Here is a 26,701-nt window from a genome sequence, read left to right as displayed (position 1 = left end):
GTGGCCGCCGGTCGTGAACGGGACGGAGCCGACCGGCTGCCAGACAGGAAGGTCTCCCCGCCGAGTCGGTTCGAAACGTGTTCTGGACAACAAGTCGTTTCCGCAGCCGACCTGAGGGACACTCTCTGGCCATGACCGGTCTGGGACAGTTCTCCGCCACCTCCATCGACGGCACCGACGTCGACCTCTCGGCGTACGACGGCGAGGTCCTCCTCATCGTCAACACCGCATCGCAGTGTGGCTTCACGCCGCAGTATCAGGGCCTCCAGAAGCTCCAGGACGAGTACGCCGGTCTCGGGTTCTCCGTCCTCGGCTTCCCGTGCGACCAGTTCGGCGGGCAGGAGCCCGGGGAGGACGCGGAGATCGCCGGCTTCTGCGAGCGCAACTTCGGGGTGACCTTCCCGCTCTTCTCCAAGGTCGACGTCAACGGCGACCGGGCGCACCCGGTCTTCCGGTGGCTTCGCTCGCAGAAGGGTGGGCTGCTGGGCAACAAGATCAAGTGGAACTTCACCAAGTTCCTGGTCGCCCGCGACGGCACCGTGATCCAGCGCTACGCGCCGACCACCAAGCCCGAGAAGATCGCCGGCGACATCCAGGCCGCCCTCAAGTCATGACGCGCTTCTCGGCCAAGACCCAGGCAGAGGCCGTGATCACCGCCGGCCGGTCCGACGTGTGGTCCGCTCTCACCGACCCGACGCTGGTGGCCGAGATGACGCCGTTCGTCCGGTCGATCACTGCCGACGGCGACCACTGGCGATGGGAGATGTCCGGGCTCAAGGTGCTCGGCGTCGGGATCGCGCCCTCGTTCACCGAGCTGATGTCCTACGACGAGCCGAGCCGCATCGACTTCCGGCACGACCCGCCGACGGGCGCGACCGAGAAGTCGGCCGTCGAGGGGTGGTACCAGCTGGCTGAGGACGACGAGGGCACCCGGCTGGTGACCTCGCTCGAGATCACCCTCGACCTGCCGTTGCCCCGGGCCTCCGGCCGAGCGGTCAAGGCGGCCATGAACGGCGTGATCGCACAGATGGGCGAGCGGTTCTCGAAGAACCTGCTCGCCCACCTGGGTGCAGAAGAGGTCGCCTAGCTCAGACCCGGGCCGACGCCTCCTCGTCGAGGTCGGCCATGTCCTCCTCGAGGGGACGTCCCATCAGGTGCGCACGCTGGAGCTTCTCGCCCTCGACGTCCACGTTGGGCAGGATCCGGTCGAGCCACGCCGGCAGCCACCAGGCCTTCTCGCCGAGCATGTAGAGCAGCGACGGGATCAGGACCGTCCGCACGATGAAGGCGTCGAAGACCACGGCCGCCGCCAGGGCGAAGCCCATGGACTTGGCGATGGCGTCGTCCTGGAGCATGAACGCTGCGAAGACGGCCGTCATGATCGTCGCCGCGGCGGTGACGACCCGGGCACTGTTGCGGAAGCCGTCGACGACGGCCTCGCGCGTCGACATGCCGTGGACGTGCGCCTCCCGCATCCGGGAGACCAGGAAGACCTGGTAGTCCATCGCCAGCCCGAAGACCACGCCGATCAGGAAGATCGGCATGAAGCTGACGATCGGCTGCCCCTGCATCAGCCCGAAGGTGCCCTCCTGGAAGATCAGCACGGTCGCACCGAGGGTGGCGAGCACGCTGACCAGGAACCCGAGCGTCGCGGTGAGCGGCACCAGGATCGAGCGGAAGACGATCATCAGCAGGATGAACGCCAGGCCGATCACGATGGCCAGGTAGATCGGCAGCGCGTGGCTGAGCCGCTCGGACACGTCGGTCTGGATCGCGGTCTGGCCCGTGATCCCGATGTCGGTGCCGGTCTGGTCCTGGATGGCGGACTGGCCGTCGCGCAGGTCCGTGAGCAGGTCCTCCGTCGCGGTGTCGTCGGGCCCGGACTTCGGGGTGATCTGCACGAGCGCGCCGGTGGCCGGCGTCGTGACGGTGCCGTCGGCGTCGCGCACGGCGTTGGTGGCGACCACCTGGGCGTTGAGGACGTCGTCCTGCTTGCCGGCCCAGTCGGCGATGTCCTGGAACGCGGTGGCACGAGCGCCGTCGCCCTGGATGTCGCGACCGTCGACGACGGCGAGCAGCGGGCCGAGCCGGCCGGCGCCGAACGCGTCGGTGACCAGGTCGGACGCCTTGCGCTGCGTGGTGTCGGTCGATGCGGTGCTGTCGGTCGGGAACGCGAGGTGCAGGTCCTTGAGCGGGATCGCGAGCGCGCCGAGGCCGACGACGACCAGGAGCGCCAGGGCGACCGGGCGCTTGCCCACGAACCGGGCCCAGCGGACGCCGTTGTTGAGGATCCGGCCGTCCTCGTCCCGCTTCGGCTGGTAGCGGCGGAAGCTGCCTCCGAAGGCCTTGGACTTGAGCACGCCGAGGATGGCGGGCAGCAGGGTCAGCGCGACGAGGACCGCGATGAGCACGGTCGCCGCCGCCGCGAGGCCCATGGCCGTGAGGAACGGGATGCCCACGACCGAGAGCGCGGACAGGGCGATGAGCACGGTGAGGCCGGCGAAGACGACCGCCGAGCCCGCCGTACCGACGGCGATGCCGACCGCTTCCGCGCGGTCGTCGGTGTGGTGGAGCTCGGTCCGGTAGCGCGCCAGGATGAAGAGCGTGTAGTCGATGCCGACCGCGAGCCCGATCATCGTCGCGAGGATCGTGGTGCTCGAGCTGACGTCCATGAAGGCGGTCAGCGCGGTGATGCCGGTGAGGCCGACCACGAGCCCGAAGACGGCGCTCAGGATCGGGAGACCAGCGGCGACGAACGAGCCGAAGGTCAGGAGCAGGACGACCAGGGCCAGCGCGATGCCGATCAGCTCGGAGGCGCCACCGCCGATCTCCTGGGTCTGCGAGCCGGAGCCGTTGGCCTCGACGGTCAGGCCGGCGTCGCGGGCCTGGTCCATGGCGTCGGTGAGCGCGGTGATCGTGGCCGGCTCGACGTCGGCGACCGTGTCCACGTCGAAGGTGAAGTCGATGGTGCCGACCCGGCCGTCCGCGGACAGCGGGGAGAGCGCCTGGGCGTTGGACCTCGCCTGAGAGGGCGGCGTACCGCTCTGCTCGGCAGCGTCGAGGATCTGCTGCGTCTGTGTCTTCGCGGCCTCGACCGGGTTCGCCAGCGCGACGTCGCCGGCCATCTGGGGCAGGCCGTCCAGGTCGGAGACCAGGGCGTCGACGGCCTTGCTGTACGTCGGGTCGTCGAGCGTGTGGCCCTTCGGCGCAGCGACGACGACGGTGACCGAGGCCTCGTCGAGGGCGTCAGCGGAGCCTGGGAACAGCTCGGACTGCAGGTCGGCGGCCTTCTCCGACGGGATGCCCGGGATCGTGAAGGCGTCGCTCATCGGCTTGGAGAAGCCGGCGGCGATGGTGATGACCGCGATGAGCAGCACCATCCATCCGGCGATGAAGTACGGCCAGCGCCGGTAGGCGGTCTTGCCGAGTCGGTGGAGCAGGGTGGCCATGGGTGGGCTCCTGTGTCGTGATGTGGGAAGGACGGGTGAGTCAGGCGAAGAGGCTGCGGGCCTCGTTGAGGTAGTGGTCGAACAGCACGTCGATGGGCCGCTCGTCCCCCTCGATGAAGGTCAGGAGGGCGGAGTCGAAGAGGGAGCCGAGGATGCGGACGGCGAGACGGGCCCGCTCGACGTCGAAGTCGGGTCCTTCGCGGTCGAGGATCAGCGCCACGAAGTCCTCGGTGATCTGCTCGAACCGCTGGTGGGCGGCGGCGAGGACCCGCGAGCTGCCCGCGAGGACCCGGCGGCTGAGGACCATCGCCTCGCGGTCGGGCTCCTTGACGGAGAGCAGCGCCTTGGCCAGCGCGCCGAGGTCCTCGACGAGCGAGCCGTGCGGACCGCCGGTGTGGAAGGTCGCCAGTGCGGCGGGCGGGATCTCGGGGATGGTGCCGAGGACGGCGTCCAGCTTGCTCGGGAAGTAGTTGAACAGGGTGCGCCGCGAGACCTCCGCGGCGTCGGCGAGGTCGTCCATCGTGAAGCCGTCGAGCCCGTGCGCGTCGGCCAGTCGCTGGGCGCACAGGGCGATGCGGTGGCTGGTCTCCCACCGCTTCTGCTCCCGCAACCCGATTGCACTTTCGCTCATGGAGTGCATTCTTGCACTATCACCCAAGGAGTGCATAATTGTGGCGGTCGTCACACCGTCCCGAGGCGGTCGACCGGGGTGGGGTGGCGCCGACTTGCCGGTAACCGAGCGGCAGGTGAAGGGTGCGAGGCATGGCCGCCACCACCTCGTCGTACTCGATCACCATGCGTCTGCACACCGCGCCGGACCACGGGATCGTCGGGGCGGTCGCCACGGCCATCGCGCAGGCCGGCGGGATCGTCACCGCGATCGACGTCGCGGAGTCCAGCCACGAGCGGCTGGTCGTCGACGTGACCTGCTCGGCGAGCGACGCCGACCACGCGAAGCTGCTCGAGCAGGCGGTCGACGCGGTCGACGGGGTGAAGGTCTACAAGACCAGCGACCGGACCTTCCTGCTCCACCTCGGCGGCAAGATCGAGGTCACCTCCAAGGTCCCGCTGCGCAACCGCGACGACCTCTCGATGGCCTACACGCCGGGCGTGGGCCGGGTGAGCATGGCGATCGCCGAGCACCCCGAGGACGTGTGGCGGCTGACGACGAAGGGCAACACCGTCGCCGTCGTCACCGACGGGTCCGCGGTCCTCGGGCTGGGCAACATCGGGCCCGGTGCCGCGATGCCGGTGATGGAGGGCAAGGCGGCGCTCTTCAAGCGCTTCGCCAACATCGACGCCTGGCCGATCTGCCTCGACACCCAGGACACCGACGAGATCGTGCGTGCGGTCGAGATGATCGCCCCCGGCTTCGGCGGGATCAACCTCGAGGACATCGCCGCGCCGCGGTGCTTCGAGATCGAACGACGGCTGCGCGCGTCGCTCGACATCCCGGTCTTCCACGACGACCAGCACGGCACCGCGATCGTCGTGCTCGCGGCGCTCACCAACGCGCTGCGGGTGGTGAAGAAGGACCTCACCGCGGTGCGGATCGTCGTCTCGGGTGGCGGCGCCGCAGGTACCGCGATCGTGACGCTCCTGCTCGCGGCCGGTGTCACCGACGTCGTGGTCGTCGACCGTACGGGCGCGCTGTCGGCGGACGACGACAGCCTCTCGCCGATCCACCAGCAGCTCGCCGAGGCCACGAACCCGCGTCGCGTCCGGGGGACGCTGCACGACGTGCTCGCGGGTGCCGACGTGTTCATCGGCGTGAGTGCCCCGCGGGTGCTCGAACCCGAGTGGATCAAGGACATGGCCGACGACGCCGTCGTCTTCGCGCTGGCCAACCCGGACCCCGAGGTCGACCCCGCGGAGGCGGAGAAGTACGCCGCGGTCGTCGCGAGCGGCCGGTCGGACTACCCCAACCAGATCAACAACGTGCTGGCCTTCCCGGGTGTCTTCCGGGGCCTGCTCGACGCCCGCGCCTCCGAGATCACCATCGACATGCTGCTGCGCGCCGCTGCCGCCATCGCGCTCGTGGTGAAGGACGACGAGCTCAACCCGAACTTCATCATCCCGACCGTCTTCCACCCCGACGTCCCCAAGGCCGTCGCGGCGGCGGTGCGGGCGACCGACTGACGCTCAGCCGACCCGTCGAGACCTAACCCCCGCCTTCGGAGGCGTAGAGCGCAGCGCCGACCACGCCGGCCTTGTTGCGCAGCTTGGCCGGGATGATCTCGGTGTCGAGGTCGAGCAGGGGCAGGAACTCGTCGGAGTCCTTGCTGACCCCGCCGCCGACGACGAAGAGGTCGGGCGAGAAGAGCATCTCGAGGGTGCGGTAGTACTTCGTCAGCCGCTTCGCCCAGTGCTCCCACGACAGGTTCTCGCGCTCGCGGGCGCTGTTGGCCGCCCGGGACTCGGCGTCGTGCCCGTCGATCTCCAGGTGACCGAGCTCGGAGTTGGGCACGAGCACGCCGTCGAGCAGGAGCGCCGAGCCGATCCCGGTGCCGAGCGTCGTGACGATCACCAGCCCGGAGCGGCCCTTCGCCGCGCCGTACCGGACCTCGGCGAGACCGGCGGCGTCGGCGTCGTTGACCACGTGGACGTCACGCCCGGTCGCGTCGGTGAAGACCTTGTCGGCGTCGGTCCCGATCCAGGACTTGTCGATGTTGGCGGCGGAGTGCACGACCCCGTGTCGTACGACGCCGGGCACGGTCACGCCGACGGCGCCGGTGCAGTCGGGGAACTTCGCCAGCAGCTCGACGAAGATCTCGGCGATGGCGTCGGGCGTGGACTTCTCCGGGGTGCGGATCCGCTCCCGCTCGGCGGCGAACTCGCCGGTCTCGAGGTCGACCGGGGCGCCCTTGATGCCGGTGCCGCCGAAGTCGATCCCGAAGGGTTGCGGGGTGCTCATGGCCCCGACCCTATGACTTCTTCGCCGCGGCCCTCTTGCGCGGTGCCCGACGGGGCCGGACCCGGACCCGCGGATCGCCGCCCTCGGGGTGGTCGACCTCGAGGTAGTCCTGGGCCGCGACGAGCAGCCCCAGGCGCGAGAACCCGTAGTGACGGGGGTCGAAGGAGGGGTGCGCCTTGCCGAGGTAGCTCCCGATCATGCCGAGCAGCGACCAGCCGTCGTCCTGGGCCGTGCTGCGGATGGCGCCCTCGAGGATCGGCTTGAGGTCGGGCAGTGCCTCGACCGGCTCGTCGTCCACGGGCTCGCCCTCGTCCTGCAGCACCTCCAGGAAGATGAACTTGTCGACCGCCGACTGCAACGCCCCCGGCGTACGACGCCGGCCGAGGCCGTAGACCCTCTTGCCCGACTCGCGCAGTCGGGTGGCCAGCCGGGTGAAGTCGCTGTCGCTGGACACGATCGCGAAGGCGTCGAGGTTGCCGGAGTAGAGCAGGTCCATCGCGTCGATGATCAGCGCCGAGTCGGTCGAGTTCTTGCCGACCGTGTTGGCGAACTGCTGGATCGGCTGGATCGCGTGCCGCCCGAGCTCGACCTTCCACCCGCTCAGCTGCTGGGTCGTCCAGTCGCCGTACGCCCGCTTGACGGTCGGGACGCCGTACCGCGCCAGCTCCGCGAGGATCGCGGCTGCGTGGGAGGGGGACACGTTGTCGGCATCGATGAGCACGGCCAGTCGAGCGGCGGGATCGGTCACGTCGACCACCCTAGGGCGCGTGCCAGCGACTTTACATTTGGTTACCTCTTGTCAAGGTGGTTGACATTCCGTACCGTGCTGTCAAGCAACGCACGTGACCGTCGTCACCGACCGGAGGCATGGGGAATGTCCGAGATCGCACGCAGCACCGTCCCGACCGGGTCCACCGACACCTGGAAGGACAAGAAGCGCTACCTCTGGTTGATCGGGCTCGTGGTCCCGTCGCTGGCCTTCATCGGCTACGGCATGTGGTCGCTGACCGGCTGGAGCGCGTGGTTCTGGATCGGGCCGGTGGTGATCCTGGTGGTCGTCCCCGCGATCGACCTGGTCGCCGGGCTCGACCGGTCCAACCCGCCCGACGACGTGATCGAGGCGCTCGAGAAGGACCGCTACTACCGCTGGATCACCTACCTCTTCCTCCCGATCCAGTACGCCGGCTTCGTCGGCGCGATGTACCTCATCGGCGGCGACGACATCTCCACGTTCGCGAAGGTCGGCCTGGCCGTCTCGATCGGCTGCATCGGCGGGATCGGCATCAACACCGCCCACGAGCTCGGCCACAAGCGCGAGGCCAACGAGCGCTGGCTCTCCAAGATCGCGCTCGCGCAGAGCTTCTACGGCCACTTCTACATCGAGCACAACCGTGGCCACCACGTGCGCGTCGCGACGCCGGAGGACCCGGCCAGCAGCCGGGTCGGCGAGAGCTTCTACGAGTTCTGGCCGCGCACCGTCGTCGGTTCGCTCCGGTCCGCCTGGCGGATCGAGAAGCGTCGCTACGCCCGCAAGCAGCAGCACCCGTTCCGCCTCGGCAACGACGTCCTCAACGCGTGGCTGATGTCCGCGGTGCTCTGGGGCGCGCTCGTCGCGTGGCTGGGGGTCGGGATCCTGCCCTACCTGGTCATCCAGGCGGTCGTCGGCTTCTCGCTGCTCGAGGTCGTCAACTACATGGAGCACTACGGGATGCTCCGCCAGAAGGTGGGGGTCGGTGACCGCGAGCGCTACGAGCGGGTCGACCCGTCGCACTCGTGGAACTCCAACAACATCGCGACCAACGTGCTGCTCTACCACCTGCAGCGCCACAGCGACCACCACGCCAACCCGACCCGGCGCTACCAGTCGCTGCGCGACTTCGAGGAGTCGCCGGTGCTCCCGACCGGGTACGCCGGGATGATCGTGCTCGCCATCGTCCCCGCGGTCTGGCGCCGGGTGATGGACCCGCGGGTGCTCGACCACTTCGACGGGGACCTGTCGCGGGCCAACCTCAGCCCGCGCAAGCGGGACAGGATCCTGGCGGCGTACCCGCCGCCGTCCCCGGCTGTCTCCGATGGTTTCGAGACAGGCGCAAGCGCGCCTTCCTCAACCAACGGAGAGGTCGACGAGGTGCTGGCCGCTCGCTGCCCGGGCTGCGGCTACACCTACGACGTCGCGACCGGCGACGAGCACGAGGGCTTCGCGGCCGGCACCGCCTGGGCCGACGTCCCGGACAGCTGGTGCTGCCCGGACTGCGGCGTGCGCGACAAGGTCGACTTCGTGCCGCTGACCGAGGCCGTAGCCTGACCCGTGTGACCACCCGCGAGCGCATCGTCGAGGCCGCGGTGGCCCTGACCACCGAGTCGGGCTGGTCCGCGGTGACGATGGGCGCGATCGCCGAGCGGGTGGGTGTCAGCCGGCAGACCGTCTACAACGAGGTCGGCAGCAAGCAGGGGCTCGCCGAGACGATGATCCTGCACGAGCTCGACCGCTTCCTCGGTGTCGTGACGCTCGCGTTCGACGACCATCCCACCGACCTGGTCGCGTCCATCCGCGCGGCCTCCGAGGGCGTGCTCGAGCTGGCGCTGGACAACAAGCTGCTGCACGCGGTGGTCTCGGCCACCCATGGCGCCGACACCGAGCTGTTGCCGCTGCTCACCACCCACGCCGAGTCGCTGCTGGCCGCGGCCAAGGTCGTCGTGGCCGAGCGCCTGACGCCGTACGACGTGGGCCTGGACGCCCGCCACCTCGACGCGGCCATCGACATGGTCGTGCGCGTCGTGCTCAGCCACGTCATGCAGCCGTCGGCATCGCCTGCCGACACCGCCGACGACATCGCCTGGATCGCGCAGCGGGTCCTGCGGAGCTAGGCCGCCGCGCGGGACTTCGCGATCTGCACGGCGTCGTGGAAGGCCTTCACGACGTACGGCGGCACCTTGAGCCCGCGCTTGTGCGCCCACAGCAGCTCGCGCTCGACGCGGGAGATCTGGCCGGCGAAGGTGTCGGCGTCGTCGGCGATGCCGAGGGTGGCGAGCATGTCGCCGAAGTCGGCCTTCTGCGTCGCGTCGTTGGCACCCACCGGTGCGAAGGAGAGGCTGCGCATCCGGCGGACCATCCAGCGCTGCCAACCGGCCAGCTGCTCCCAGAGACCGCGCGCCGAGATCTGGTAGAAGGCGTAGTGGCCGGGCTCCTGGCGCTTGATCGGCGCGATCACCGTCTGGGCGATCGCGTCCTCGCCCATCTCCACGACCCCGTCGTGGAGCAGGTTGTAGGCGAGGACGGCGGAGCGCTCGGTGGCCATGCCGGTCAGGTAGTAGAGCATCCGGCAGACGTCCTGGAAGGAGTCGAGGTGGGCGAGCGCGCCGAGGACCTTCATCTTCACGCCGAGGGATGTCAGGTCGGGCTCGGCGCCGGGTCGGCCGAGCTGCACCTGCAGCTCGTCGAGGATCAGCCCGTGCTGGATCTCCTGCGGCTGCCAGACCTCGGCGTAGAAGCGCCGGTCGATCTCCGGCGGGTCGGGGAGCAGGGTCGTCAGCTCCAGGACGTTGCGGTCGACCTCGAGCTCGACGCGCGCCATGTAGTCGAGGACGTGGCCGTAGCGCTGCTCGAACTCGACGGGTCGCCGCACGGTGTAGTCGACCGACGCCAGGTCGATCGGGGGGTGCTCGAGACCCAGACGATCGACGTGATCGGCGAGTCTCGCCTCGACGAGGGTGGACGACTTCATGGCGAAATCCTATGTTCTGGTTCGGGGTGGGCACATCCGGGAGAACCCGTAGGGTCTTCGATGTGACGGACGAGGCCGGATTGGCCGGAGTGGGTGGCGTACGTCTCGGCACCGCCACCGGCCGGGCGGTCGTGGCCGCCGCCGTCCTCGGCTCGGGCATGACGATGCTCGACGGCACCGTCGTCAACGTCGCCCTCCACACCATCGGCGAGGATCTCGACGCGTCGCTGGCCCAGCTGCAGTGGGTGCAGAACGGCTACCTGCTGTCGCTGGCCAGCCTGATCCTGCTCGGCGGGTCGTTGGGAGACCGCTACGGCCGCCGGCGGATCTTCGTGATCGGCACGATCTGGTTCGCCGCGGCGTCCATGCTCTGCGGGCTGGCGCCCAACCCCGAGGTCCTGATCGCCGCCCGGATCCTGCAGGGTGCCGGCGCAGCACTGCTCACGCCCGGGAGCCTGGCGATGATCCAGGGCGCGTTCGTCCAGACCGACCGGGCCAAGGCGATCGGCTCGTGGGTCGGCCTCGGCGGCATCGCGTCCGCGATCGGGCCGTTCGTCGGTGGCGCTCTCGTGGAGTACGCCAACTGGCGCTGGATCTTCCTCATCAACCTGCCGATCGCCGTCGCCACGGTGGTGATCGCGCAGAAGGCCGTCCCGGAGACGCTCGACCCCCATGCGCCGCGGCGGCTCGACTTCCGTGGCGCCCTGCTCGCCGCGACGGCGCTCGGTGGCCTGACCTACGCGCTGATCGAGTGGGGCGGATCGCTCGCGCCGTACGCCGTCGGGGTCGCGGTGCTCGCGACCGCGGCGTACGTCGTCTCCGAGCGCCGCAGCACCCACCCGATGCTGCCGTTGGGCATCTTCGCCGACCGCACCTTCAGCGCCGCGAACGCGATGACGCTGCTCGTGTACGCCGCCCTGGGTGCCGTGTTGTTCTTCCTGGTCCTGCAGCTGCAGACCGTGAGCGGCTACGGCGCCCTCCAGGCCGGCATCTCCACCCTGCCGATCACCGTCTGCATGCTCCTCCTGGCGTCGAGGGGCGGCGCCCTCGGCACCCGCATCGGTCCGCGGATCCCGCTGACCGTCGGGCCGCTGGTGATGGCGCTCGGGACCCTGCTGCTGCTCCGCGTCGGCGACGACGTCAACTACTGGACCGACGTGCTGCCCGGCCTGACGATCTTCGGCCTCGGGCTCGCGCTCATGGTCGCGCCCCTGACGGCGACGGTGCTCGCGGCCGCACCCGACGAGCACGCCGGTATCGCGAGCGGCGTCAACAACGCCGTGGCGCGCGCGGGCTCGCTGCTCGCGGTGGCCGCGCTGCCGGTCGCCGTCGGCCTCGGCGGGGAGGAGTACGCCGATCCGGTCGCGTTCGACGCGGCCTACCACTCGGCCACGATCATCTGCGCCGTGCTGCTCGCCGCAGGCGGGCTCCTCTCGTGGGTGACGATCCGCAACCCGGGGGTCTAGACTCGGCTCGTCTCGATGCGCATCACGAAACGAGTTGCATCATGCGCAACAAGGTAACGACCAGTCAGACCATGACCCGGCTCCTGGAGCACGCGCGCTACGAGGTGCTGCCCACGGCCTCGACCGAGGACAAGGTGCTCGGCCACGTCCCGCGCGACGTGACCGTCACGGTGACCGCTTCGCCCGGCAAGGGACTCGAGGCGACGCTGGACCTCGCGGAGCGCCTGGCTGGCCACGGCTACACCGTCGTCCCTCACCTCGCCGCGCGCATGATCACCGGACGCACCGAGCTCGAGGAGATCTGCGGGCGGCTGACCGGCAAGGGCATCACTCGGGTCTTCGTGCCGGGCGGGGATGCCGAGCCGGCCGGCGACTACGCGGATGCCCTGTCCCTGCTGGAGGATCTCGCCCACCTCGGGCACCCCTTCGAGCAGGTCGGCATCACGGGCTACCCGGAGTCGCACCCGACGATCCACGACGACCTGACCGTCCAGTCGATGTGGGACAAGCGCCGCTACGCCACCCACATCGTGAGCAACCTGACCTTCGACCCCGCGGTGGTCCGCGACTGGGTGGGCCGGCTCCGGGGCCGCGGCATCACCATGCCGCTGCTGCTCGGCATCCCCGGCCCGGTGGACCGGACCAAGCTGCTCTCGATGGCGACCAAGATCGGGGTCGGCGAGTCCACCCGCTTCCTGGCCAAGCACAAGGGCACGTTCGCGCGCCTGGCCGCGCCGGGCGGCTTCACCGGCGAGCGGTTCCTCGAGAAGTGCGCACCCGCGCTCGGCGAGCCGACCGCGCTGGTCGAGGGGCTGCACGTCTTCACGTTCAACCAGGTCGCCGAGACCGAGGCGTGGCGCCAGGACCTGCTCGCGCGGCTCAGTCGCTGAGTCGTCGTACCGACTCCGGCACCGGCAGGTCGACGGCCCACGGCGCGGGTACGGCGGGGTCGAGCACGGTCCGCACCGGGACCAGCCCGCTCCAGACCCCGGGGTCGGCGTCCGCCTCCTCGGGTGTGGCCGGCCAGCCGTCGCTGATCTTCAGCAGCCAGTTGTCATCGGTGATCGGCAGCGCCATCGCGAGCGAGGCGGCCAGCTCCTTGCGGGTCGACGCCCGCACCTCGGCCGTCCGACCCGGCAGGATCACCTCGCTGAACAGGTCGAGCGCCGCGTCGCGCTCGTCGGCGGACAGGGTGGCCAGGCGCCCGCGGATCGTCGCGGAGCGGTAGTTGACCGACGACTCGAACGTCGTCGGCGCGACGGCGAGCGCGTCGATCGCGAAGACGGTCAGGACCGCCGGTGAGCCGGCTGCCACCTGCCGTAGTGCCCCGGCGCCCGTGGAGCCGTGCAGGAGCACCCGGTCGCCGTCGCGGGCGTAGAGCATCGGGACCGCCAGGGGCTCGCCGTCGACGACGGTCGAGAGCACCCCGGCCCACTGGGAGTCCAGGACGGCGTCAAGGGTCGCGCGATCGGTCACGCCGTACTCCGCGAGGCGGTGGAGCTCGTCCACGTCAGCCCGCCGTCAGGTCGAGGGTGAAGAAGCAGCTGTAGCCGCTCTCGGCGTACGCGCCGAAGGGACCGCACGGCACGAACCCGACGCTGGCGTAGAGGCCGCGGGCCGGGGCGAACACGTCCGGGGTGCCGGTCTCGAGGCTGAGCCGGGTCATGCCGCGCTCGCGCGCGAGCGCGACCAGGTGGTCGACCATCGCCCGGCCGACGCCGCGCCCACGGGCGCCCTCGGCGGTGTGCATCGACTTGAGCTCGGCCTGTCCGTCGCCCAGGTCCTTGATCGCGCCGACACCGAGGAGCTCGCCGCCGAGGCGGTAGCTGCAGAACGTGATCGCCGGGTCGAGGAGCCCCTCGACGTCGAGCGCGTGCACGTCCTCCGGTGGGCTGTGCGCGTTGCCGAAGGCCACGTGCGTCTCGAGCAGGCGGCGTACGTCGTCCGTGCGCGGGTCGTCGACCGCGATCGTTCCCTCCACGAGCCGAACGCTAGACCAACCGGTGGTTGAGGAGGGCGGCGAGCGCTGCCTCCAGGCGGGCGTCGCCGGTCTCGACGACCGTCAGCGGCAGCCCGATCCGTTCGGCTGCCTCGGTGGCGAGCCGACGCAGCTCGTCGTCGGGCTGCTGGGCCAGCCACACGACGCGGGTGTAGTTGCCGAAGTAGGTGTCGCGCAGGTCCGGGTAGCGGTCGAGGCCGAGCTCCTGGAGGACGGTCCGCGCGAACGACCGCACCAGGAAGTCGGTGAGCAGGTAGGTGCCCGGCTGCTCGGTGAAGAACGTCTTGATCCGCGACGGGCCGGCGTAGAGGTCGTAGCAGTGGAGTCCCGGCAGCCGCGGGAGGTCGAGCTCGTCGCAGAGAGCGTCGAGGGCGCCGTACGTGCCGCAGTCGGCGTAGCCGACGACGACGGAGGAGTACGACGGGCGCAGGTCGGCCACCAGCCGGCGAACCTCGTCGGCGATCAGGTGCGGCTGGTTGTGGAGCAGCGGCGGGAGCGGGTGGACGTCGACCGGCCAGTCGTGGCGGTCGACGATCTCCTTGCAGGGCTGGGCGATCGCGCCACAGGCGATGAGGGCGGCGCGGCTAGAAGCCGAGCTGGTCGACGAACTTGTCGTTGAAGTCGGGGCGGTCGGAGAGCTCGACATAGGCCACCTCCTCCAGCAGTGCCTCGGCACCGGCGCGCTCGCGGATCGAGAGCAGGGCCATCTTCGCGCCCTCGCCCGCGACGTTGCCGGCCGCGACGATGCGCAGCACCGGCAGCTTGGGCACCAGTCCGATGCGTACGGCTGAGGCGGCCGAGAGGTAGCTGCCGAACGAGCCGGCGAGCAGCACCTGCTGGACGTCGCGGTGCTCGAGCCCGAGCTCCTCGAGGAGCAGCGTCCACCCGGTGGAGATCGCGGCCTTGGCGAACTGCAGCTCGCGGACGTCGCGCTGCGAGATCACGACGCAGTCCTCGGGCTCGGCGTCGGGGGCCGGACGGTGGAGCACGAACACCCGCTCCTGGCCGATCATCGTGAGGCGGTCGGCGAGCGCCGGGACGAGCTCCTTGGCGACGTCGTCGGGCACGAAGCGGCCGGACGCGTCGAGCAGCCCGACCTTGACCAGCTCGGCGACCGCGTCGACCAGCCCGGAGCCGCAGAGCCCCTTCGGCTCGACGTCCCCGATCACGCCCAGCTCCACATCGTCGCCGAGCTTGATCACCTCGATCGCTCCGTCAGCAGCGCGCATCCCGCAGCGGATCGCGCCACCCTCGAACGCCGGGCCCGCGGGGGCCGCCGTCGAGAGGATCCGGTCGCCGTCGCTGAGCACGATCTCGCAGTTGGTGCCGACGTCGATGAAGAGCCGGGTGCGCTTGTCGCGGTCCATCCCGCTGGCGAGCATCCCGGCGACGATGTCGCCGCCGACGTAGGCACCCAGGGCGGGGAAGAAGACGGCGCGGGCACGCGGGTGGAGGGTGAGGCCGACCTCGGAGGCGAGCACGGTCGGCGGCTGGGCGACCGACATGACGAACGGCGCGACGCCGAGCGGCTCGGGGTCGATGCCGAGGACGAGCGCGGTCATCGTGGCGTTGCCGGCGATGGCGACCTCGTAGACCTGGCCCGGGTCGACGCCGCCCTCGCGGCAGACCTGCTCGGCGAGCTCGGCCAGGGTCGCGCTGGCGGCCTGCTGCAGGCGGCCCAGGGTGTCGGGGTCCATCATCACCGCGCTGATCCGGGTGATGACGTCGCCGCCGAAGGGCTGCTGCTTGTTGAGCATCGAGGCCACGGCGACGGGGGTGCCGGTGGCGACGTCGAGCAGGGTCGCGACCACGGTGGTCGTGCCGAGGTCGAACGCGATGGCGAACTGGGTGGCGGTCGTGTCGCCGGCCTCGACGTCGATCAGCGCCTCGTCGACGATCACGGCCGTCACCTTGAAGTCGGCGCCGCGGAGCACGGTCGGCAGCCGGCGGAGCAGGTGCAGGTCAGGCTCGGGCTCCAGGTCGGTGATCGCGTCGAGCAGTCGCTGGAGGTCGGAGCGCTGGTCGGCGAGGGTCGCCTCCTCGAGCTCGACGTACCGCTTCTGGATCGCCGGCCGGAGGATCACCTGGCGCCCGACGCCGACGGTCGCGGCCTTGGGGCGGGTGGTGAGCGGGGGTACGTCGACGACGAGGTCGCGGGTCGCGTTGACGAGGCAGGCCAGCCGCCAGCCCTCGTCGAGCTGGTCGCGGCTGAAGGTCTTGAGGTCGTGGCGGGTGATCGGGGTGGTGCCCTCGACCCTCACCTTGCACTTGTGGCAGGTGCCGTGACCGCCGCAGGTGGAGTCGATCGCGATGCCGTTCCACGACGCGGAGTCGAAGACCGTGACGCCCGGGGGTACCCGCACCTGGCGCTGGGTGGTGCGCTCCGGGTCCGGGTCGAGCACCGTGAACGACAGCTCGACCCGGCCGGTGCAGTCGTGCTCGCCTGTCATGCGGAGGCGGCCGCCTTGGCGCGGTGGGCCGCGATCCAGGCCATGCCCCACTCGTCGTGGTCCATGAACACGTCGGCAGCCTTGACCGCGTCGACGATCTGGGGCGTGCGGGTGTCCATGATCGCGCTGGTGAGCCCGGCGGTCATCGCCATCGGCAGCCAGGCGGCGCCGAGGGTGTGCCGGTCGGGCATGCCGAACGACGTGTTGGAGGCGCCGCACGTCATGTTGACGCCGAACTCGTCGCGGATCCGGCGCATCGTCTCCCAGGTGACCCGCGAGGTGGAGGTGTCGGCGCCGATCGGCATCGCCAGCGGGTCGATCACGATGTCGGCCTGCGCGATGCCGTACTCCTCGGTGGCGACCCGGATGATCTTGGCCGTCAGGTCCAGGCGCTTGTCGGCCTCCATCGGGATCTCGTCGTGGTCGTTGGGCAGCGCGATGATCGCGGCGTCGTACTTCTTGACGAGGGGGAGGATCGCGGCGAGCCGGTCGTCCTCGGCGGTGACCGAGTTGACCAGCGCGCGGCCCTGGTAGACCGCGAGCCCGGCCTCGAGCGCCTCGATGACCGAGGAGTCGATGCAGATCGGCTTGTCGGTGATGCTCTGGACGAGCTGGATCGCACGAGCGAGCAGGTCGGCCTCATCGGTGAGCGGGACGCCCATGTTGACGTCGAGCACGTCGGCGCCGCCCTCGACCTGAGCGATCACGTCGCGCTCGATCGCGGACAGGTCGCCGGCGCGGAGCTGCTCCTGGAAGATGCGTCGGCCGGTCGGGTTGATCCGCTCGCCGATCAGGCAGAAGCGCTGGTCGTGGCCGAGGACGACCTCGGCCCCGGTGCCCCTGAGGACGGTGTGGAGACTCACGCCGGGACCTTGGCGCGCTTCTCGTTCATGAACGCCTTGGCGCGCTTCACGGTCTGCGACGCGTCCGCGGCGTAGCCGTCGGCGCCGACGGCGTCGGCGTACTCCTGCGTGACCGGAGCACCGCCCACCATGACGATCACCTGGTCGCGGAGGCCGGCCTTCTCGAGCGCGTTCATGTTGGCCTTGAACATCGGCATCGTGGTGGTGAGGAACGCCGAGAAGCCGACGATGTCGGGCTGGTGCTCCTCGATCGCGGCCACGAACTTCTCCGGCGCGACCTGGACACCGAGGTCGATCACCTCGAAGCCGGCGCCCTCGAGCATGATGTTGACGAGGTTCTTGCCGATGTCGTGGACGTCGCCCTTGACCGTGCCCATCAGGAACTTGCCGATGGTCTCGATCCCGCCCTCGATCAGCAGCGGGCGGAGCCGCTCCATCGCGCCGGCCATGGCGCGACCGGCGATGAGCATCTCCGGCACGAAGAAGTCGCCGCGCTCGAAGCGGGCACCGACCTCCTCGAGCGACGGGATGAGCGCGTCGAAGAGCAGCGTCTGCGGCTCCATGTCGAGCGTCAGTCCCTCCTCGGTCAGCTCCAGCACACGGGGGGCGTTGCCGACGAGGGTCTCGTCGTACAGGCCCTGCAGGATGTCTTCGGGTGTCATGCCACGCCCTCCTTGGTGGTGGTGTTCGGGGTGCGCCCGCGCAGCAGTGCCGAGAGCTGCGTGGCGTGCGTCGAGAGGTTGCGACCGAGCTCGTCGAGCCGGTCCTCCAGCCGAGCGGTGGGTCCCGAGATGCCGAGCGCCGCGACGACGTCGCCGCGGGGTCCTTGGACGGGTACGGCGATGCCGGTCAGGCCGACCTCGAGCTCGTCGCGGGTGATCGCCCAGCCGCGCTTGCGCGTGCGCATGCCGTCGCGGCGCAGCTGCTCCGGCTCGCTGATCGTCGTGTCGGTGAGCTGCTCGAGCGGCGTCTGCGGGACCGGCAGCGCGCCCCAGGCGTAGAAGACCTTGCCGAGCGCGGACGTGTGGGCCGGGACCTCGATCTCGGTCCAGTCGCGGGTGCCGAGCAGGTAGCGCGAGTCGACCTGCGCGACCTGGACGACCAACTCTCCGCGGGTCACGGAGAGGTGCACGGTCTCGTGGGTGTCCCCGCCGATCCGCTCCATGGCCGGCCGCGCGAGGCGGACCAGCTCCTCCCACGGGTCGTGGCGCGCGGCGTACAGCCAGAAGAGGCTGCCGGCGACGTACGACCCGCTCGCGTCGCGCTCGACCAGGCCGGTGCGCTCGAGGGCGGTGAGCATCCTCGACGTCGTCGACTTCGCGAGCCCGCTGGCCTCCTGGAGGTCGGCGAAGGTCAGCGGCTGGTCGGCGTGCACGACCGTCGAGACCAGCTGGGCGGCGCGGTCGACCGCCTGCGTGCCGGTGCTTGTCTCGGCCATGCTTCCACTCTGTGCTTCCGTGGGGTTCCATGATGTGGAACTCTGGTCCCACATCATGAGGTTAGGTTGGAGGACCGATGTTCCGCAACAAGATGCCGCGCTACGAGATCCTGTCCGAGGACGCGATGGCCACCCTCGACCAGGGTTGGCGTCGGCTGATGACCGAGATCGGCGTCGAGTTCATGGACGACCGGGCTCTCGACCTGTTCCGCGCCGCCGGTCAGCGCGTGGAGGACAAGACGGCGTTCCTCGACCCGGACTGGGTGCTCGAGCAGGTGGCGAAGGCGCCCCGTGAGTTCGACCTCCAGGCCCGCAACCCCGCCAACAACGTGCACGTCGGTGGCGACTCGATGGTGTTCAGCGGCGTCTACGGCCCGCCGTTCGTCCGCGAGGGCGACGTCCGCCGGGACGGGACGATGGAGGACTTCAAGAACTTCACCCGCCTCGCCCAGAGCTTCGCCGTCCTCGACTCCGCCGGCGGTGTGATCACCGAGCCCAACGACACCCCGCTCGACAGCCGGCACCTCGACATGACCTACGCGCTGCAGACGCTGACCGACAAGATCTACATGGGCAACGTGGTCTCCGGGGTCAACGCCGCGGACACCATCGCGATGACCGAGATCCTCTTCGGCTCCCGGGCGTCGATCGAGGAGACGCCCGCGCTGATCTCGCTGATCAACTGCAACTCCCCGCTGCGCTGGGACGACCGGATGCTCGAGGCGCAGTTCGAGTACTCCTCGGCCAACCAGCCCGTCATCCTGACGCCGTTCATCCTGATGGGTGCGATGTCGCCGGTCACGATCCCGGCCGCGCTGGTGCAGCAGATCGTCGAGGCGCTCTCGGGGATCGCGCTCTCGCAGCTGATCCGCCCCGGCTGCCCGGTGGTCTTCGGGTCGTTCCTCTCCAACATCGACATGCAGTCCGGCTCGCCGACGTTCGGCACGCCGGAGTCGGGCATCGGGCTGCTGTGCACCGGACAGATCGCGCGGCACTTCGGGCTGCCGTTCCGCACCGGCGGTGGGCTCACGTCCTCGCAGGTCCCGGATGCCCAGGCCGGCTACGAGGCGCTGATGACGATGATGCCGACCTTCCTGGCCGGCGCGAACTTCGTCATGCACTCCGCCGGCTGGCTCGAGGGCGGCCTGGTCGCCGGCTTCGAGAAGTTCGTCATCGACGCGCAGCTGGTCGAGATGCTCCAGCACGAGTTCACGCCCCTGGAGATCGACGAGGCCTCGATGGCCTTCGACGCGCACGAGGAGGTCGGCCACGGCGGCCACTTCCTCGGGGCGATGCACACGATGGAGCGGTTCCGGACCTGCTTCTACCGGCCCTTCCTCAACTCGTCGGACAACTACGAGCGGTGGATGCGCAACGGCGCCCAGGACACCGCGGCCCGCGCCGCGGACATCTACAAGAAGCGGCTGGAGGACTACGAGCAGCCGCCCCTGGACGAGGCGATCCGCGAGGAGCTCGAGGCCTTCGTCGTACGCCGGCGGGCGGAGCTCGGCGACTGAGTCGGTCGCGAGCGGTCTGGACCATCTGCCCCTGAGAAGTGTCGAGATCGAGCGCTCGGGAACCGTCTCCTCATGACCTGGGTCACCACGCCGATCGGGGGAGACATGACCACACAGCTGCAGCCGGTGGAGCACACGCAGGACGTGGCTCTCGCGCCAGCGTTCGAGAGCAAGGCCGTCACGCGCGTGCGCGGCCTCGGCGACCTGATGAGCCGCCGGCCCGAGCTGGCCGGGGTCTACAGCCCCGCCGACGTCGCGACCGAAGCGGTGCGCTGGTCCGCCTGACTCCTTGTGCCTAACTGGAGTGAGTCACTAGACTTTCTCCATGGAGCCGCCGCGCATCGCACTGCCGATGACCGGTGCCCTCGTCGTCGGCGCGATCGCGCTGACGGAGTCCTTCGCGCTGCTGCCCGCCGCCATCGCGGCGTACGGCGCCGCTTGGTGGGTGCTCAGACTCGGCCGGGAGACCCCGGCGGGAGCGGAGAATCGATGACACAGACGACCGAGGACCGGACCCGGCAGGAGCAGCGTGCAGCCACCTGGGCGCGCGAGCTCGCCGACCTCCTGCAGCGGCGACCCGAGCTGGCCGGCGTCTACGGCCCGGCGGACCTCACCGCCGAGAGCGTCCGCTGGTGTGCGTGACTCGTTGGTTGAGGAAGGCGCGCTAGCGCCTGTCTCGAAACCCCGACAGCCGACCATCGGCGCCGCGCACCGCAGCTCTGCGGCTCACCGGGTTTCGAGACGGTTGCTGCGCAACCTCCTCAACCACCGGGCTACCGGAAGACGACCGTCCGCGACCCGTTGAGCAGCACCCGCGACTGCGAGTGCCAGCGGACGGCGCGGGAGAGCACCTGCGCCTCGACGTCGCGACCGGCGGAGACGAGCTGGTCCTGGTCGTAGCCGTGGTCGACGCGCATCACGTCCTGCTCGATGATCGGGCCCTCGTCGAGGTCGCCGGTGACGTAGTGGGCGGTCGCGCCGACCAGCTTCACGCCCCGGTCGAAGGCCTGGTGGTAGGGCTTGGCGCCCTTGAAGCTCGGCAGGAACGAGTGGTGGATGTTGATCGCCCGTCCCGACAGCTGCCGGCAGAGCTCGTCGGACAGCACCTGCATGTAGCGGGCCAGGACGACCAGGTGGACGTCGTACTCCCCGACGAGGCGCAGCAGCTCGGCCTCGGCCTCCGGCTTCGTGTCCGGCGTGACCGGCACGTGGTGGAAGGGGATGCCGTACGACGCGGCGAGGGCGCCGGCATCGGGGTGGTTGGAGACGACGGCCGGGACCTCGATCTGCAGCGAGCCGGTGCTGGCCCGGAAGAGCAGGTCGTTGAGGCAGTGCAGGTGCTTCGAGACCATGATCAGCGTGCGGTACGGCGCGGTCGCGTCCCAGAGCTCGAAGCGCATCTCGAACTCCGCGGCCACCGCGGCGAACTCCTCGCGCAGCGCGGCCGCCTCCGTCGCTCCCGGCACCTCGAAGTCGATCCGCATGAAGAAGCGCTTCGTCAGCGGGTCACCGAACTGCTGGCTCTCCAAGATGTTGCCGCCGTGCGCGACCAGGAAGCCGGACACGGCGTGCACGATGCCGGGTCGGTCCGGGCAGGAGAGAATGAGGACGTAGTCCCCTGCGGCGATGGTCGGGGTGGCGAGGGAGGGCACGGAGCCGCCTTTCGATCCGGTCGTTCAGTTGTTGCGCTGGCCGAAACGAAGTCTGCGATACGCAACAGTGGCTGCGCTAGTCTCCGCCCATGAGCGACGGCAGCGCGGGCGTCCAGTCGGTCGACCGGGCGCTCACCATCCTCGAGGTGCTCGCTCGCGTCGGCGAGGCCGGGGTCACCGAGATCGCCGGTGAGCTCGACGTCCACAAGAGCACGGCGTTCCGCCTGGTCAGCACGCTCGAGGCGCACCGCCTCGTCGAGCAGACCTCCGAGCGCGGACGCTACCGGCTCGGCGTCGGCGTGCTGCGCCTGGCCGGCGCGACGACCGCCCGGCTCGACCTGGTCCAGGAGGCGCGGCCGGTGTGCCGCCAGCTGGCCGCCGACACCGGCGAGACCGTCAACATCGCCGTGCTGTCCGAGAGCTCGGCGCTCTACCTCGACCAGATCGCCGGCTCGTCCGCGCTCCAGCCGCACAACTGGGTCGGCCAGCACATCCCGCTGCACGCCACCAGCAACGGCAAGGTGCTGCTCAGTGGTCTGGACGACAAGCAGGTCGCCGACCTGCTCGGCACCCTGTCGCGCTACACGCCGACGACGATCACCAAGAAGGGCAAGCTCCGCGAGGAGCTGGCTGCCGTCCGGGAGCGCGGGTACGCCGTCGCGGTGGACGAGCTCGAGGAGGGGCTGACCGCGATCGCCGCTCCGATCCGCAACGCGCACGGCGACGTGGTCGCCTCGATGAGCGTCTCCGGACCGACGTTCCGGCTCTCCGACGCGCGGGTCGAGGATGTCGTCCCCCAGCTCGTCGAGGCCGCGGCGGAGGTCTCGCACCGGCTCGGTTGGGGTCACCGCTGAGTTACAACTCGCCGCATTCGCTTGACGACCCGGTGACCTGACTCCATCCTCAGGACAACAACCAAGTTGCGCGGAGAGCACTGGGTTGCGCCATACGCAACCGGGTGTCCACGCAGGATGGGGTCGACAGGTGGCCGAGCTCTACCTCGACGGCGCGTGGGTGAGCGCGCGGGGTGGCGCGCGCCGCGAGATCCGCTGCCCGGCCGACGGCACCCTGGTCGTCGAGGTCGACGAGGCGGATGCCGAGGACACCGAGCTCGCCATCGCGGCTGCCCATCGGGCCTTCCACTCCGGTCCCTGGGCCTCGACGTCGAGTCGCGAGCGGGGTGACCTGCTGCTCGCCGTCGCCGACCTCCTCGAGCGCGACACCGACACGATCGCCCGGATGGAGTCGCTCGACACCGGCAAGCGCCTGGTCGAGAGCCAGTACGACGTCGCCGACGTCGTCTCCGTCTTCCGCCACTACGGCCGGATCGCCGCCGAGGACGCCGGCCGGATGGTCGACACCGGCAACCCCGACGTGGTCAGCCGGATCGTGCACGAGCCGGTCGGCGTCTGTGCGCTGATCACCCCGTGGAACTACCCGCTGCTCCAGGTCTCCTGGAAGGTCGCGCCCTGCCTGGCCGCCGGCAACACCTTCGTCCTCAAGCCCAGCGAGCTCACCCCGCAGACCGCGATCCACCTGATGCGCCTGTTCGAGGAGGCCGGGCTGCCGGCCGGGGTCGGCAACCTCGTGCTCGGCGCCGGCGCCACTGCGGGTGCACCGCTCTCCACGGACCCACGCGTCGACCTGGTCTCCTTCACCGGCGGGCTCGAGACCGGGCGCCGCCTGATGGCCGCGGCCGCGGGGACGGTCAAGAAGGTGGCGCTGGAGCTCGGCGGCAAGAACCCCAACATCGTCTTCGCCGACGCCGACCTCGACGTGGCGCTCGACTTCGCGCTGACCGCCGTCTTCCTCCACTCCGGCCAGGTCTGCTCGGCGGGCGCCCGGCTCGTCGTCGCCGAGGAGATCCACGACGAGTTCGTCGACCGGCTGGTCGCGCGCGCCGAGCTGATCCGGCTCGGCGGACCGTTCGACGACAAGGCCGAGACCGGCCCGCTCACGAGCGCCGCCCACCGCGACAAGGTCGAGGCGTACGTCGCGCGCGGCCTCGCCGAGGGTGCCGTGCTCCGCACGGGTGGCGCGCGCCCCGCCGACCCCGCTCTCGCCGACGGCTTCTACTACCTGCCGACCATCCTCGACGGCTGCACCAGCACGATGTCGGTGACCCAGGACGAGTCCTTCGGGCCGGTCCTCACCGTCGAGACGTTCACGGACGAGGACGACGCCGTCCGCATCGCCAACGACAGCATCTACGGACTGGCCGGAGCGGTCTGGACCCAGGACGCCGGACGCGGCCAGCGGGTCGCGGGCCGGCTGCGGATGGGCACGGTCTGGATCAACGACTACCACCCGTACGTGCCGCAGGCGGAGTGGGGCGGCTACAAGCAGTCCGGCTTCGGGCGCGAGCTCGGCGAGGCCGGGCTGGCGGAGTACCGCGAGACCAAGCACGTCTGGCACAACATCCGTCCGGCCGAGCAACGGTGGTTCAGCGGATGAGCCGCGAGCAGTACGACTACGTCATCGTCGGCGGCGGCTCCGCGGGGTGCGCGCTCGCCAACCGGCTGTCCGCCGACCCCGGCACGTCGGTCCTGGTCCTCGAGGCCGGTCGCTCCGACTTCCGGATCGACCCGTTCATCCACATGCCGGCGGCGCTGCCCTTCCCGATCGGCAACCGGCTCTACGACTGGAAGTACGAGACCGACCCGGAGCCCCACCTCAACAACCGCCGGGTCTTCCACGCCCGCGGCAAGGTGCTCGGCGGCTCGTCCTCGATCAACGGGATGATCTTCCAGCGCGGCAACCCGCTCGACTACGAGCGGTGGGCCGCGGAGCCCGGGATGAAGGAGTGGGACTACCTCCACTGCCTGCCGTACTTCAAGAAGATGGAGAACTGCCTCGCGGGCGAGGACGACTGGCGGGGCGGGCACGGACCGCTGATCCTGGAGCGCGGGCCGGCCGACAACCCGCTCTTCTCGGCGTTCTTCGACGCGACGGTCGAGGCCGGCTACCCGCGCACCGACGACGTCAACGGCTACCGCCAGGAGGGCTTCGCGAAGTTCGACCGCAACGTCCACCGCGGGCGCCGGCTGTCCGCGGCCCGTGCCTACCTGCACCCCGTCCGGCGCCGCAAGAACCTCACGGTCGAGACGCTCGCGATGGCCACGCAGGTGCGGTTCGAGGGCAAGCGCGCCGTGGGTGTCGACTACCTGCGCGGCGGCCGGCTCCACCGCACGGCGTACGCCGGCGAGGTCATCCTCTGCGGCGGCGCGATCAACACGCCCCAGCTGCTGCAGCTCTCCGGCATCGGCAACGAGGACCTGCTCGAGCGGCACGGCGTCCCGGTCGTCCACCACCTGCCCGGCGTCGGCGAGAACCTGCAGGACCACCTCGAGGTCTACATCCAGTACGCCTCCAAGCAGCCGGTCTCGATCGCGCCCGGCCTCAAGCTGCGCAAGCGGCCTGGCATCGCCTACCAGTGGCTGGTCCACCGTCGCGGCCTCGGCGCCACCAACCACTTCGAGGGCGGCGGATTCGCGCGCAGCAACGAGGACGTCGACTACCCCAACCTGATGTTCCACTTCCTCCCGGTCGCGATCCGGTACGACGGCTCCGCGCCCACCGAGGGGCACGGCTACCAGGTGCACATCGGCCCGATGTACGCCGACACCCGTGGCCACGTGCGGATCAAGAGCCGTGACCCCAAGCAGCACCCGTCGCTGCTCTTCAACTACCTGTCGACCGACAACGACAAGAAGGAGTGGGTCGAGGCGATCCGGGTCGCCCGCGACATCCTCAACCAGCCGGCCTTCGCGCCGTACAACGACGGTGAGCTCTCGCCCGGCAAGGACGTCGAGACCGACGAGCAGATCCTCGACTGGGTCCGCGCCGACGCCGAGACCGCGCTGCACCCCTCGTGCACCGCCAAGATGGGCGTCGACGAGATGGCCGTCGTCGACCCGACCACGATGCGCGTCCACGGCGTCGAGGGGTTGCGCGTCGTCGACGCGTCGGTCTTCCCGTTCGTCACCAACGGCAACATCTACGCCCCCGTGATGATGGTCGCCGAGAAGGCGGCCGACCTGATCATCGGCAACACCCCGCTCCCGCCCGCCGACGTGCCGTACTACCGCTACCGCGACGGCATGCCTCTCTATCCCGAGGAGCTCTCATGAGCGACCCCACCGACGTCGCACTCTCCGTGAAGAACCTCTGGAAGATCTTCGGCCGCGGTGCCGACAAGGTCATCGGTACGCCGGACGCGGACCTCTCGCGCGCCGAGCTCAAGGAGAAGACCGGCTGCGTCGTCGGCGTGAAGGACGTGTCCTTCGACGTGGCGCCCGGTGAGGTCTTCGTGGTCATGGGCCTGTCCGGGTCCGGCAAGTCGACGTTGGTGCGCTGCCTGACCCGCCTCATCGAGCCGACCTCGGGTGAGGTCGTGATCGACGGGCACGACATCACCAAGGCCGGCGAGGCCGAGCTGCGCGAGCTGCGGCGTACGCACACCTCCATGGTCTTCCAGCACTTCGGGCTGCTGCCGCACCGCCAGGTGATCGACAACGTGGCCTACGGCCTCGAGATCCGAGGGGTCGGCCGCAAGGAGCGCCGGGCCAAGGCCGAGGAGATCGTGCAGCTCGTCGGCCTCACCGGCTACGAGCTGTCCTACCCCGACCAGCTGTCGGGCGGCATGCAGCAGCGCGTCGGCCTGGCGCGGGCGCTGGCCAACGACCCGTCGCTGCTGCTCTTCGACGAGCCGTTCTCGGCGCTCGACCCGCTGATCCGGCGCGACATGCAGAGCGAGGTGATCCGGCTCCACCACGAGCTCGGCAAGACGATGGTCTTCATCACCCACGACCTGCAGGAGGCGCTCAAGCTCGGCGACCGGATCCTGATCATGCGCGACGGCGCGATGGTGCAGATCGGCACTCCGGACGAGGTGGTCGGTGCGCCCGCCGACGACTACGTCAAGGACTTCACGTCCGAGGTGCCCAAGTCGCACGTGCTCACCCTGAAGTGGGTGATGCGCGAGCCTCGCCCCGACGACTCGTCCGAGGGTCCGGTGATGACCTCCGACACGATCGTGCGCAAGGCAGCGCACGCGGCCCTCAACTCCGCGCACCCGCTGCGCGTCGTCGACAACGGGCAGCTGGTCGGCATCGTCGACGACGACGCGATCCTCCGGGTCGTCGTCGCCGAGGAGCAGCCCGCATGAGCACCCCACGACGTTCTTCGCCTCCCCCGCTTCGCTCCTCCAGCGAACAACGCCGCGGGGA

Annotated in this window: 28 protein-coding genes; 15 read left to right on the top strand and 13 right to left on the bottom strand. The window is 70.2% G+C overall.

Annotated features, from left to right (window positions below):
- Positions 1 to 131 precede the first annotated feature (131 nt).
- Positions 132 to 614: a glutathione peroxidase gene (locus ABLE68_RS08125; protein WP_348870813.1), complete on the top strand. Its 483-nt coding sequence runs from the start codon at positions 132 to 134 to the stop codon at positions 612 to 614.
- The gene (locus tag ABLE68_RS08120; RefSeq protein WP_348870812.1) at positions 611 to 1,087 is read left to right on the top strand and encodes an SRPBCC family protein; all 477 of its coding nucleotides are present in this window, start codon (positions 611 to 613) and stop codon (positions 1,085 to 1,087) included. Before ABLE68_RS08125 ends, ABLE68_RS08120 begins: the two co-directional genes overlap by 4 nt.
- A 1-nt stretch (position 1,088) precedes the next feature.
- Here the strand turns inward: ABLE68_RS08120 and ABLE68_RS08115 are convergent, their stop codons facing one another.
- Entirely contained in the window at positions 1,089 to 3,449 is a 2,361-nt protein-coding gene (locus ABLE68_RS08115; protein ID WP_348870811.1) for an MMPL family transporter, read from the bottom strand.
- 40 nt (positions 3,450 to 3,489) lie between these two features.
- Positions 3,490 to 4,080 carry a TetR/AcrR family transcriptional regulator gene (locus tag ABLE68_RS08110; protein WP_348870810.1) on the bottom strand — a complete coding sequence of 197 codons (591 nt, stop codon included), beginning with the start codon at positions 4,078 to 4,080 and terminating at the stop codon, positions 3,490 to 3,492.
- A gap of 131 nt (positions 4,081 to 4,211) precedes the next feature.
- Here ABLE68_RS08110 and ABLE68_RS08105 point away from each other — a divergent pair, with 131 nt between their 5' ends.
- Entirely contained in the window at positions 4,212 to 5,588 is a 1,377-nt protein-coding gene (locus tag ABLE68_RS08105; protein WP_348870809.1) for an NAD-dependent malic enzyme, read from the top strand.
- Between the two features lie 22 nt (positions 5,589 to 5,610).
- Here ABLE68_RS08105 and ppgK read toward each other — a convergent pair whose 3' ends face one another.
- Positions 5,611 to 6,363 carry a polyphosphate--glucose phosphotransferase gene (gene ppgK, locus ABLE68_RS08100; protein WP_348870808.1) on the bottom strand — a complete coding sequence of 251 codons (753 nt, stop codon included), beginning with the start codon at positions 6,361 to 6,363 and terminating at the stop codon, positions 5,611 to 5,613.
- 10 nt (positions 6,364 to 6,373) lie between these two features.
- On the bottom strand, positions 6,374 to 7,111 hold the full coding sequence (locus tag ABLE68_RS08095; protein WP_348870807.1) for an NYN domain-containing protein: 738 nt from the start codon (positions 7,109 to 7,111) through the stop codon (positions 6,374 to 6,376).
- A gap of 126 nt (positions 7,112 to 7,237) precedes the next feature.
- On the opposite strand from ABLE68_RS08095, the gene ABLE68_RS08090 reads away from it, so the two are divergent.
- Both ABLE68_RS08090 and ABLE68_RS08085 read left to right on the top strand, forming a co-directional pair.
- Positions 7,238 to 8,668 (top strand): fatty acid desaturase, encoded by a 1,431-nt coding sequence (locus ABLE68_RS08090; protein WP_348870806.1) that lies wholly within the window; start codon positions 7,238 to 7,240, stop codon positions 8,666 to 8,668.
- 5 nt (positions 8,669 to 8,673) lie between these two features.
- Positions 8,674 to 9,231, top strand: a complete 558-nt coding sequence (locus ABLE68_RS08085; protein ID WP_348870805.1) for a TetR/AcrR family transcriptional regulator — start codon at positions 8,674 to 8,676, stop codon at positions 9,229 to 9,231.
- Here ABLE68_RS08085 and ABLE68_RS08080 read toward each other — a convergent pair.
- Positions 9,228 to 10,088: a GTP-binding protein LepA gene (locus tag ABLE68_RS08080; RefSeq protein WP_348870804.1), complete on the bottom strand. Its 861-nt coding sequence runs from the start codon at positions 10,086 to 10,088 to the stop codon at positions 9,228 to 9,230. The genes ABLE68_RS08085 and ABLE68_RS08080 overlap by 4 nt on opposite strands.
- Positions 10,089 to 10,150: 62 nt before the next feature.
- On the opposite strand from ABLE68_RS08080, the gene ABLE68_RS08075 reads away from it, so the two are divergent.
- The gene (locus tag ABLE68_RS08075) at positions 10,151 to 11,554 is read left to right on the top strand and encodes an MFS transporter (RefSeq protein WP_348870803.1); all 1,404 of its coding nucleotides are present in this window, start codon (positions 10,151 to 10,153) and stop codon (positions 11,552 to 11,554) included.
- Positions 11,555 to 11,595: 41 nt separating this feature from the next.
- The gene (locus tag ABLE68_RS08070) at positions 11,596 to 12,444 is read left to right on the top strand and encodes a methylenetetrahydrofolate reductase (RefSeq protein ID WP_348870802.1); all 849 of its coding nucleotides are present in this window, start codon (positions 11,596 to 11,598) and stop codon (positions 12,442 to 12,444) included.
- Here the strand turns inward: ABLE68_RS08070 and ABLE68_RS08065 are convergent.
- The 7 genes from ABLE68_RS08065 to ABLE68_RS08035 are packed head-to-tail and all read right to left on the bottom strand — an operon-like array spanning position 12,434 to position 18,304.
- Complete coding sequence (locus tag ABLE68_RS08065) at positions 12,434 to 13,063, bottom strand: pyridoxamine 5'-phosphate oxidase family protein (protein WP_348870801.1); 630 nt, start codon at positions 13,061 to 13,063, stop codon at positions 12,434 to 12,436. The genes ABLE68_RS08070 and ABLE68_RS08065 overlap by 11 nt on opposite strands.
- A gap of 1 nt (position 13,064) precedes the next feature.
- Positions 13,065 to 13,535: a GNAT family N-acetyltransferase gene (locus ABLE68_RS08060; protein WP_348870800.1), complete on the bottom strand. Its 471-nt coding sequence runs from the start codon at positions 13,533 to 13,535 to the stop codon at positions 13,065 to 13,067.
- A gap of 10 nt (positions 13,536 to 13,545) precedes the next feature.
- Complete coding sequence (locus tag ABLE68_RS08055; protein WP_348870799.1) at positions 13,546 to 14,199, bottom strand: DUF1638 domain-containing protein; 654 nt, start codon at positions 14,197 to 14,199, stop codon at positions 13,546 to 13,548.
- On the bottom strand, positions 14,138 to 16,003 hold the full coding sequence (locus ABLE68_RS08050) for an ASKHA domain-containing protein (protein ID WP_348870798.1): 1,866 nt from the start codon (positions 16,001 to 16,003) through the stop codon (positions 14,138 to 14,140). Before ABLE68_RS08050 ends, ABLE68_RS08055 begins: the two co-directional genes overlap by 62 nt.
- Positions 16,000 to 16,866 carry a dihydropteroate synthase gene (locus ABLE68_RS08045; protein ID WP_348870797.1) on the bottom strand — a complete coding sequence of 289 codons (867 nt, stop codon included), beginning with the start codon at positions 16,864 to 16,866 and terminating at the stop codon, positions 16,000 to 16,002. Before ABLE68_RS08045 ends, ABLE68_RS08050 begins: the two co-directional genes overlap by 4 nt.
- A complete protein-coding gene (locus ABLE68_RS08040; protein ID WP_348870796.1) occupies positions 16,863 to 17,528 on the bottom strand; it encodes a corrinoid protein in 666 nt (221 codons plus the stop codon). Before ABLE68_RS08040 ends, ABLE68_RS08045 begins: the two co-directional genes overlap by 4 nt.
- On the bottom strand, positions 17,525 to 18,304 hold the full coding sequence (locus ABLE68_RS08035) for an IclR family transcriptional regulator (protein WP_348870795.1): 780 nt from the start codon (positions 18,302 to 18,304) through the stop codon (positions 17,525 to 17,527). Before ABLE68_RS08035 ends, ABLE68_RS08040 begins: the two co-directional genes overlap by 4 nt.
- 77 nt (positions 18,305 to 18,381) lie before the next feature.
- On the opposite strand from ABLE68_RS08035, the gene ABLE68_RS08030 reads away from it, so the two are divergent.
- From ABLE68_RS08030 to ABLE68_RS08015, 4 genes are all read left to right on the top strand, one after another.
- Complete coding sequence (locus ABLE68_RS08030; protein ID WP_348870794.1) at positions 18,382 to 19,821, top strand: trimethylamine methyltransferase family protein; 1,440 nt, start codon at positions 18,382 to 18,384, stop codon at positions 19,819 to 19,821.
- Positions 19,822 to 19,893: 72 nt separating this feature from the next.
- Positions 19,894 to 20,106: a hypothetical protein gene (locus ABLE68_RS08025; RefSeq protein ID WP_348870793.1), complete on the top strand. Its 213-nt coding sequence runs from the start codon at positions 19,894 to 19,896 to the stop codon at positions 20,104 to 20,106.
- Between the two features lie 40 nt (positions 20,107 to 20,146).
- Positions 20,147 to 20,314, top strand: coding sequence for a hypothetical protein (locus tag ABLE68_RS08020; RefSeq protein WP_348870792.1), 168 nt, complete (start codon positions 20,147 to 20,149; stop codon positions 20,312 to 20,314).
- Positions 20,311 to 20,463, top strand: a complete 153-nt coding sequence (locus ABLE68_RS08015; RefSeq protein WP_348870791.1) for a hypothetical protein — start codon at positions 20,311 to 20,313, stop codon at positions 20,461 to 20,463. The genes ABLE68_RS08020 and ABLE68_RS08015 overlap by 4 nt, the downstream gene beginning before the upstream one ends.
- A 131-nt stretch (positions 20,464 to 20,594) precedes the next feature.
- Here the strand turns inward: ABLE68_RS08015 and purU are convergent, their stop codons facing one another.
- Positions 20,595 to 21,473, bottom strand: a complete 879-nt coding sequence (gene purU / locus ABLE68_RS08010) for a formyltetrahydrofolate deformylase (RefSeq protein WP_348870790.1) — start codon at positions 21,471 to 21,473, stop codon at positions 20,595 to 20,597.
- A gap of 89 nt (positions 21,474 to 21,562) precedes the next feature.
- Here purU and ABLE68_RS08005 point away from each other — a divergent pair, with 89 nt between their 5' ends.
- The 4 genes from ABLE68_RS08005 to ABLE68_RS07990 all read left to right on the top strand — a co-directional run bounded on the left by ABLE68_RS08005 (position 21,563) and on the right by ABLE68_RS07990 (position 26,640).
- Positions 21,563 to 22,327 (top strand): IclR family transcriptional regulator, encoded by a 765-nt coding sequence (locus tag ABLE68_RS08005; protein WP_348870789.1) that lies wholly within the window; start codon positions 21,563 to 21,565, stop codon positions 22,325 to 22,327.
- Positions 22,328 to 22,457: 130 nt separating this feature from the next.
- Entirely contained in the window at positions 22,458 to 23,927 is a 1,470-nt protein-coding gene (locus ABLE68_RS08000; protein WP_348870788.1) for an aldehyde dehydrogenase family protein, read from the top strand.
- Positions 23,924 to 25,603 carry a choline dehydrogenase gene (gene betA / locus ABLE68_RS07995; RefSeq protein WP_348870787.1) on the top strand — a complete coding sequence of 560 codons (1,680 nt, stop codon included), beginning with the start codon at positions 23,924 to 23,926 and terminating at the stop codon, positions 25,601 to 25,603. The genes ABLE68_RS08000 and betA overlap by 4 nt, the downstream gene beginning before the upstream one ends.
- Positions 25,600 to 26,640, top strand: a complete 1,041-nt coding sequence (locus tag ABLE68_RS07990; protein ID WP_348870786.1) for a quaternary amine ABC transporter ATP-binding protein — start codon at positions 25,600 to 25,602, stop codon at positions 26,638 to 26,640. Before betA ends, ABLE68_RS07990 begins: the two co-directional genes overlap by 4 nt.
- Positions 26,641 to 26,701 lie beyond the last annotated feature (61 nt).

Source organism: Nocardioides pollutisoli, assembly GCF_040045055.1.
Classification (GTDB): Bacteria; Actinomycetota; Actinomycetes; order Propionibacteriales; family Nocardioidaceae; genus Nocardioides; species Nocardioides tweenelious.
Note: the sequence above shows the minus strand (reverse complement) of the source record. Positions and strands in the feature narration are given on the sequence as shown.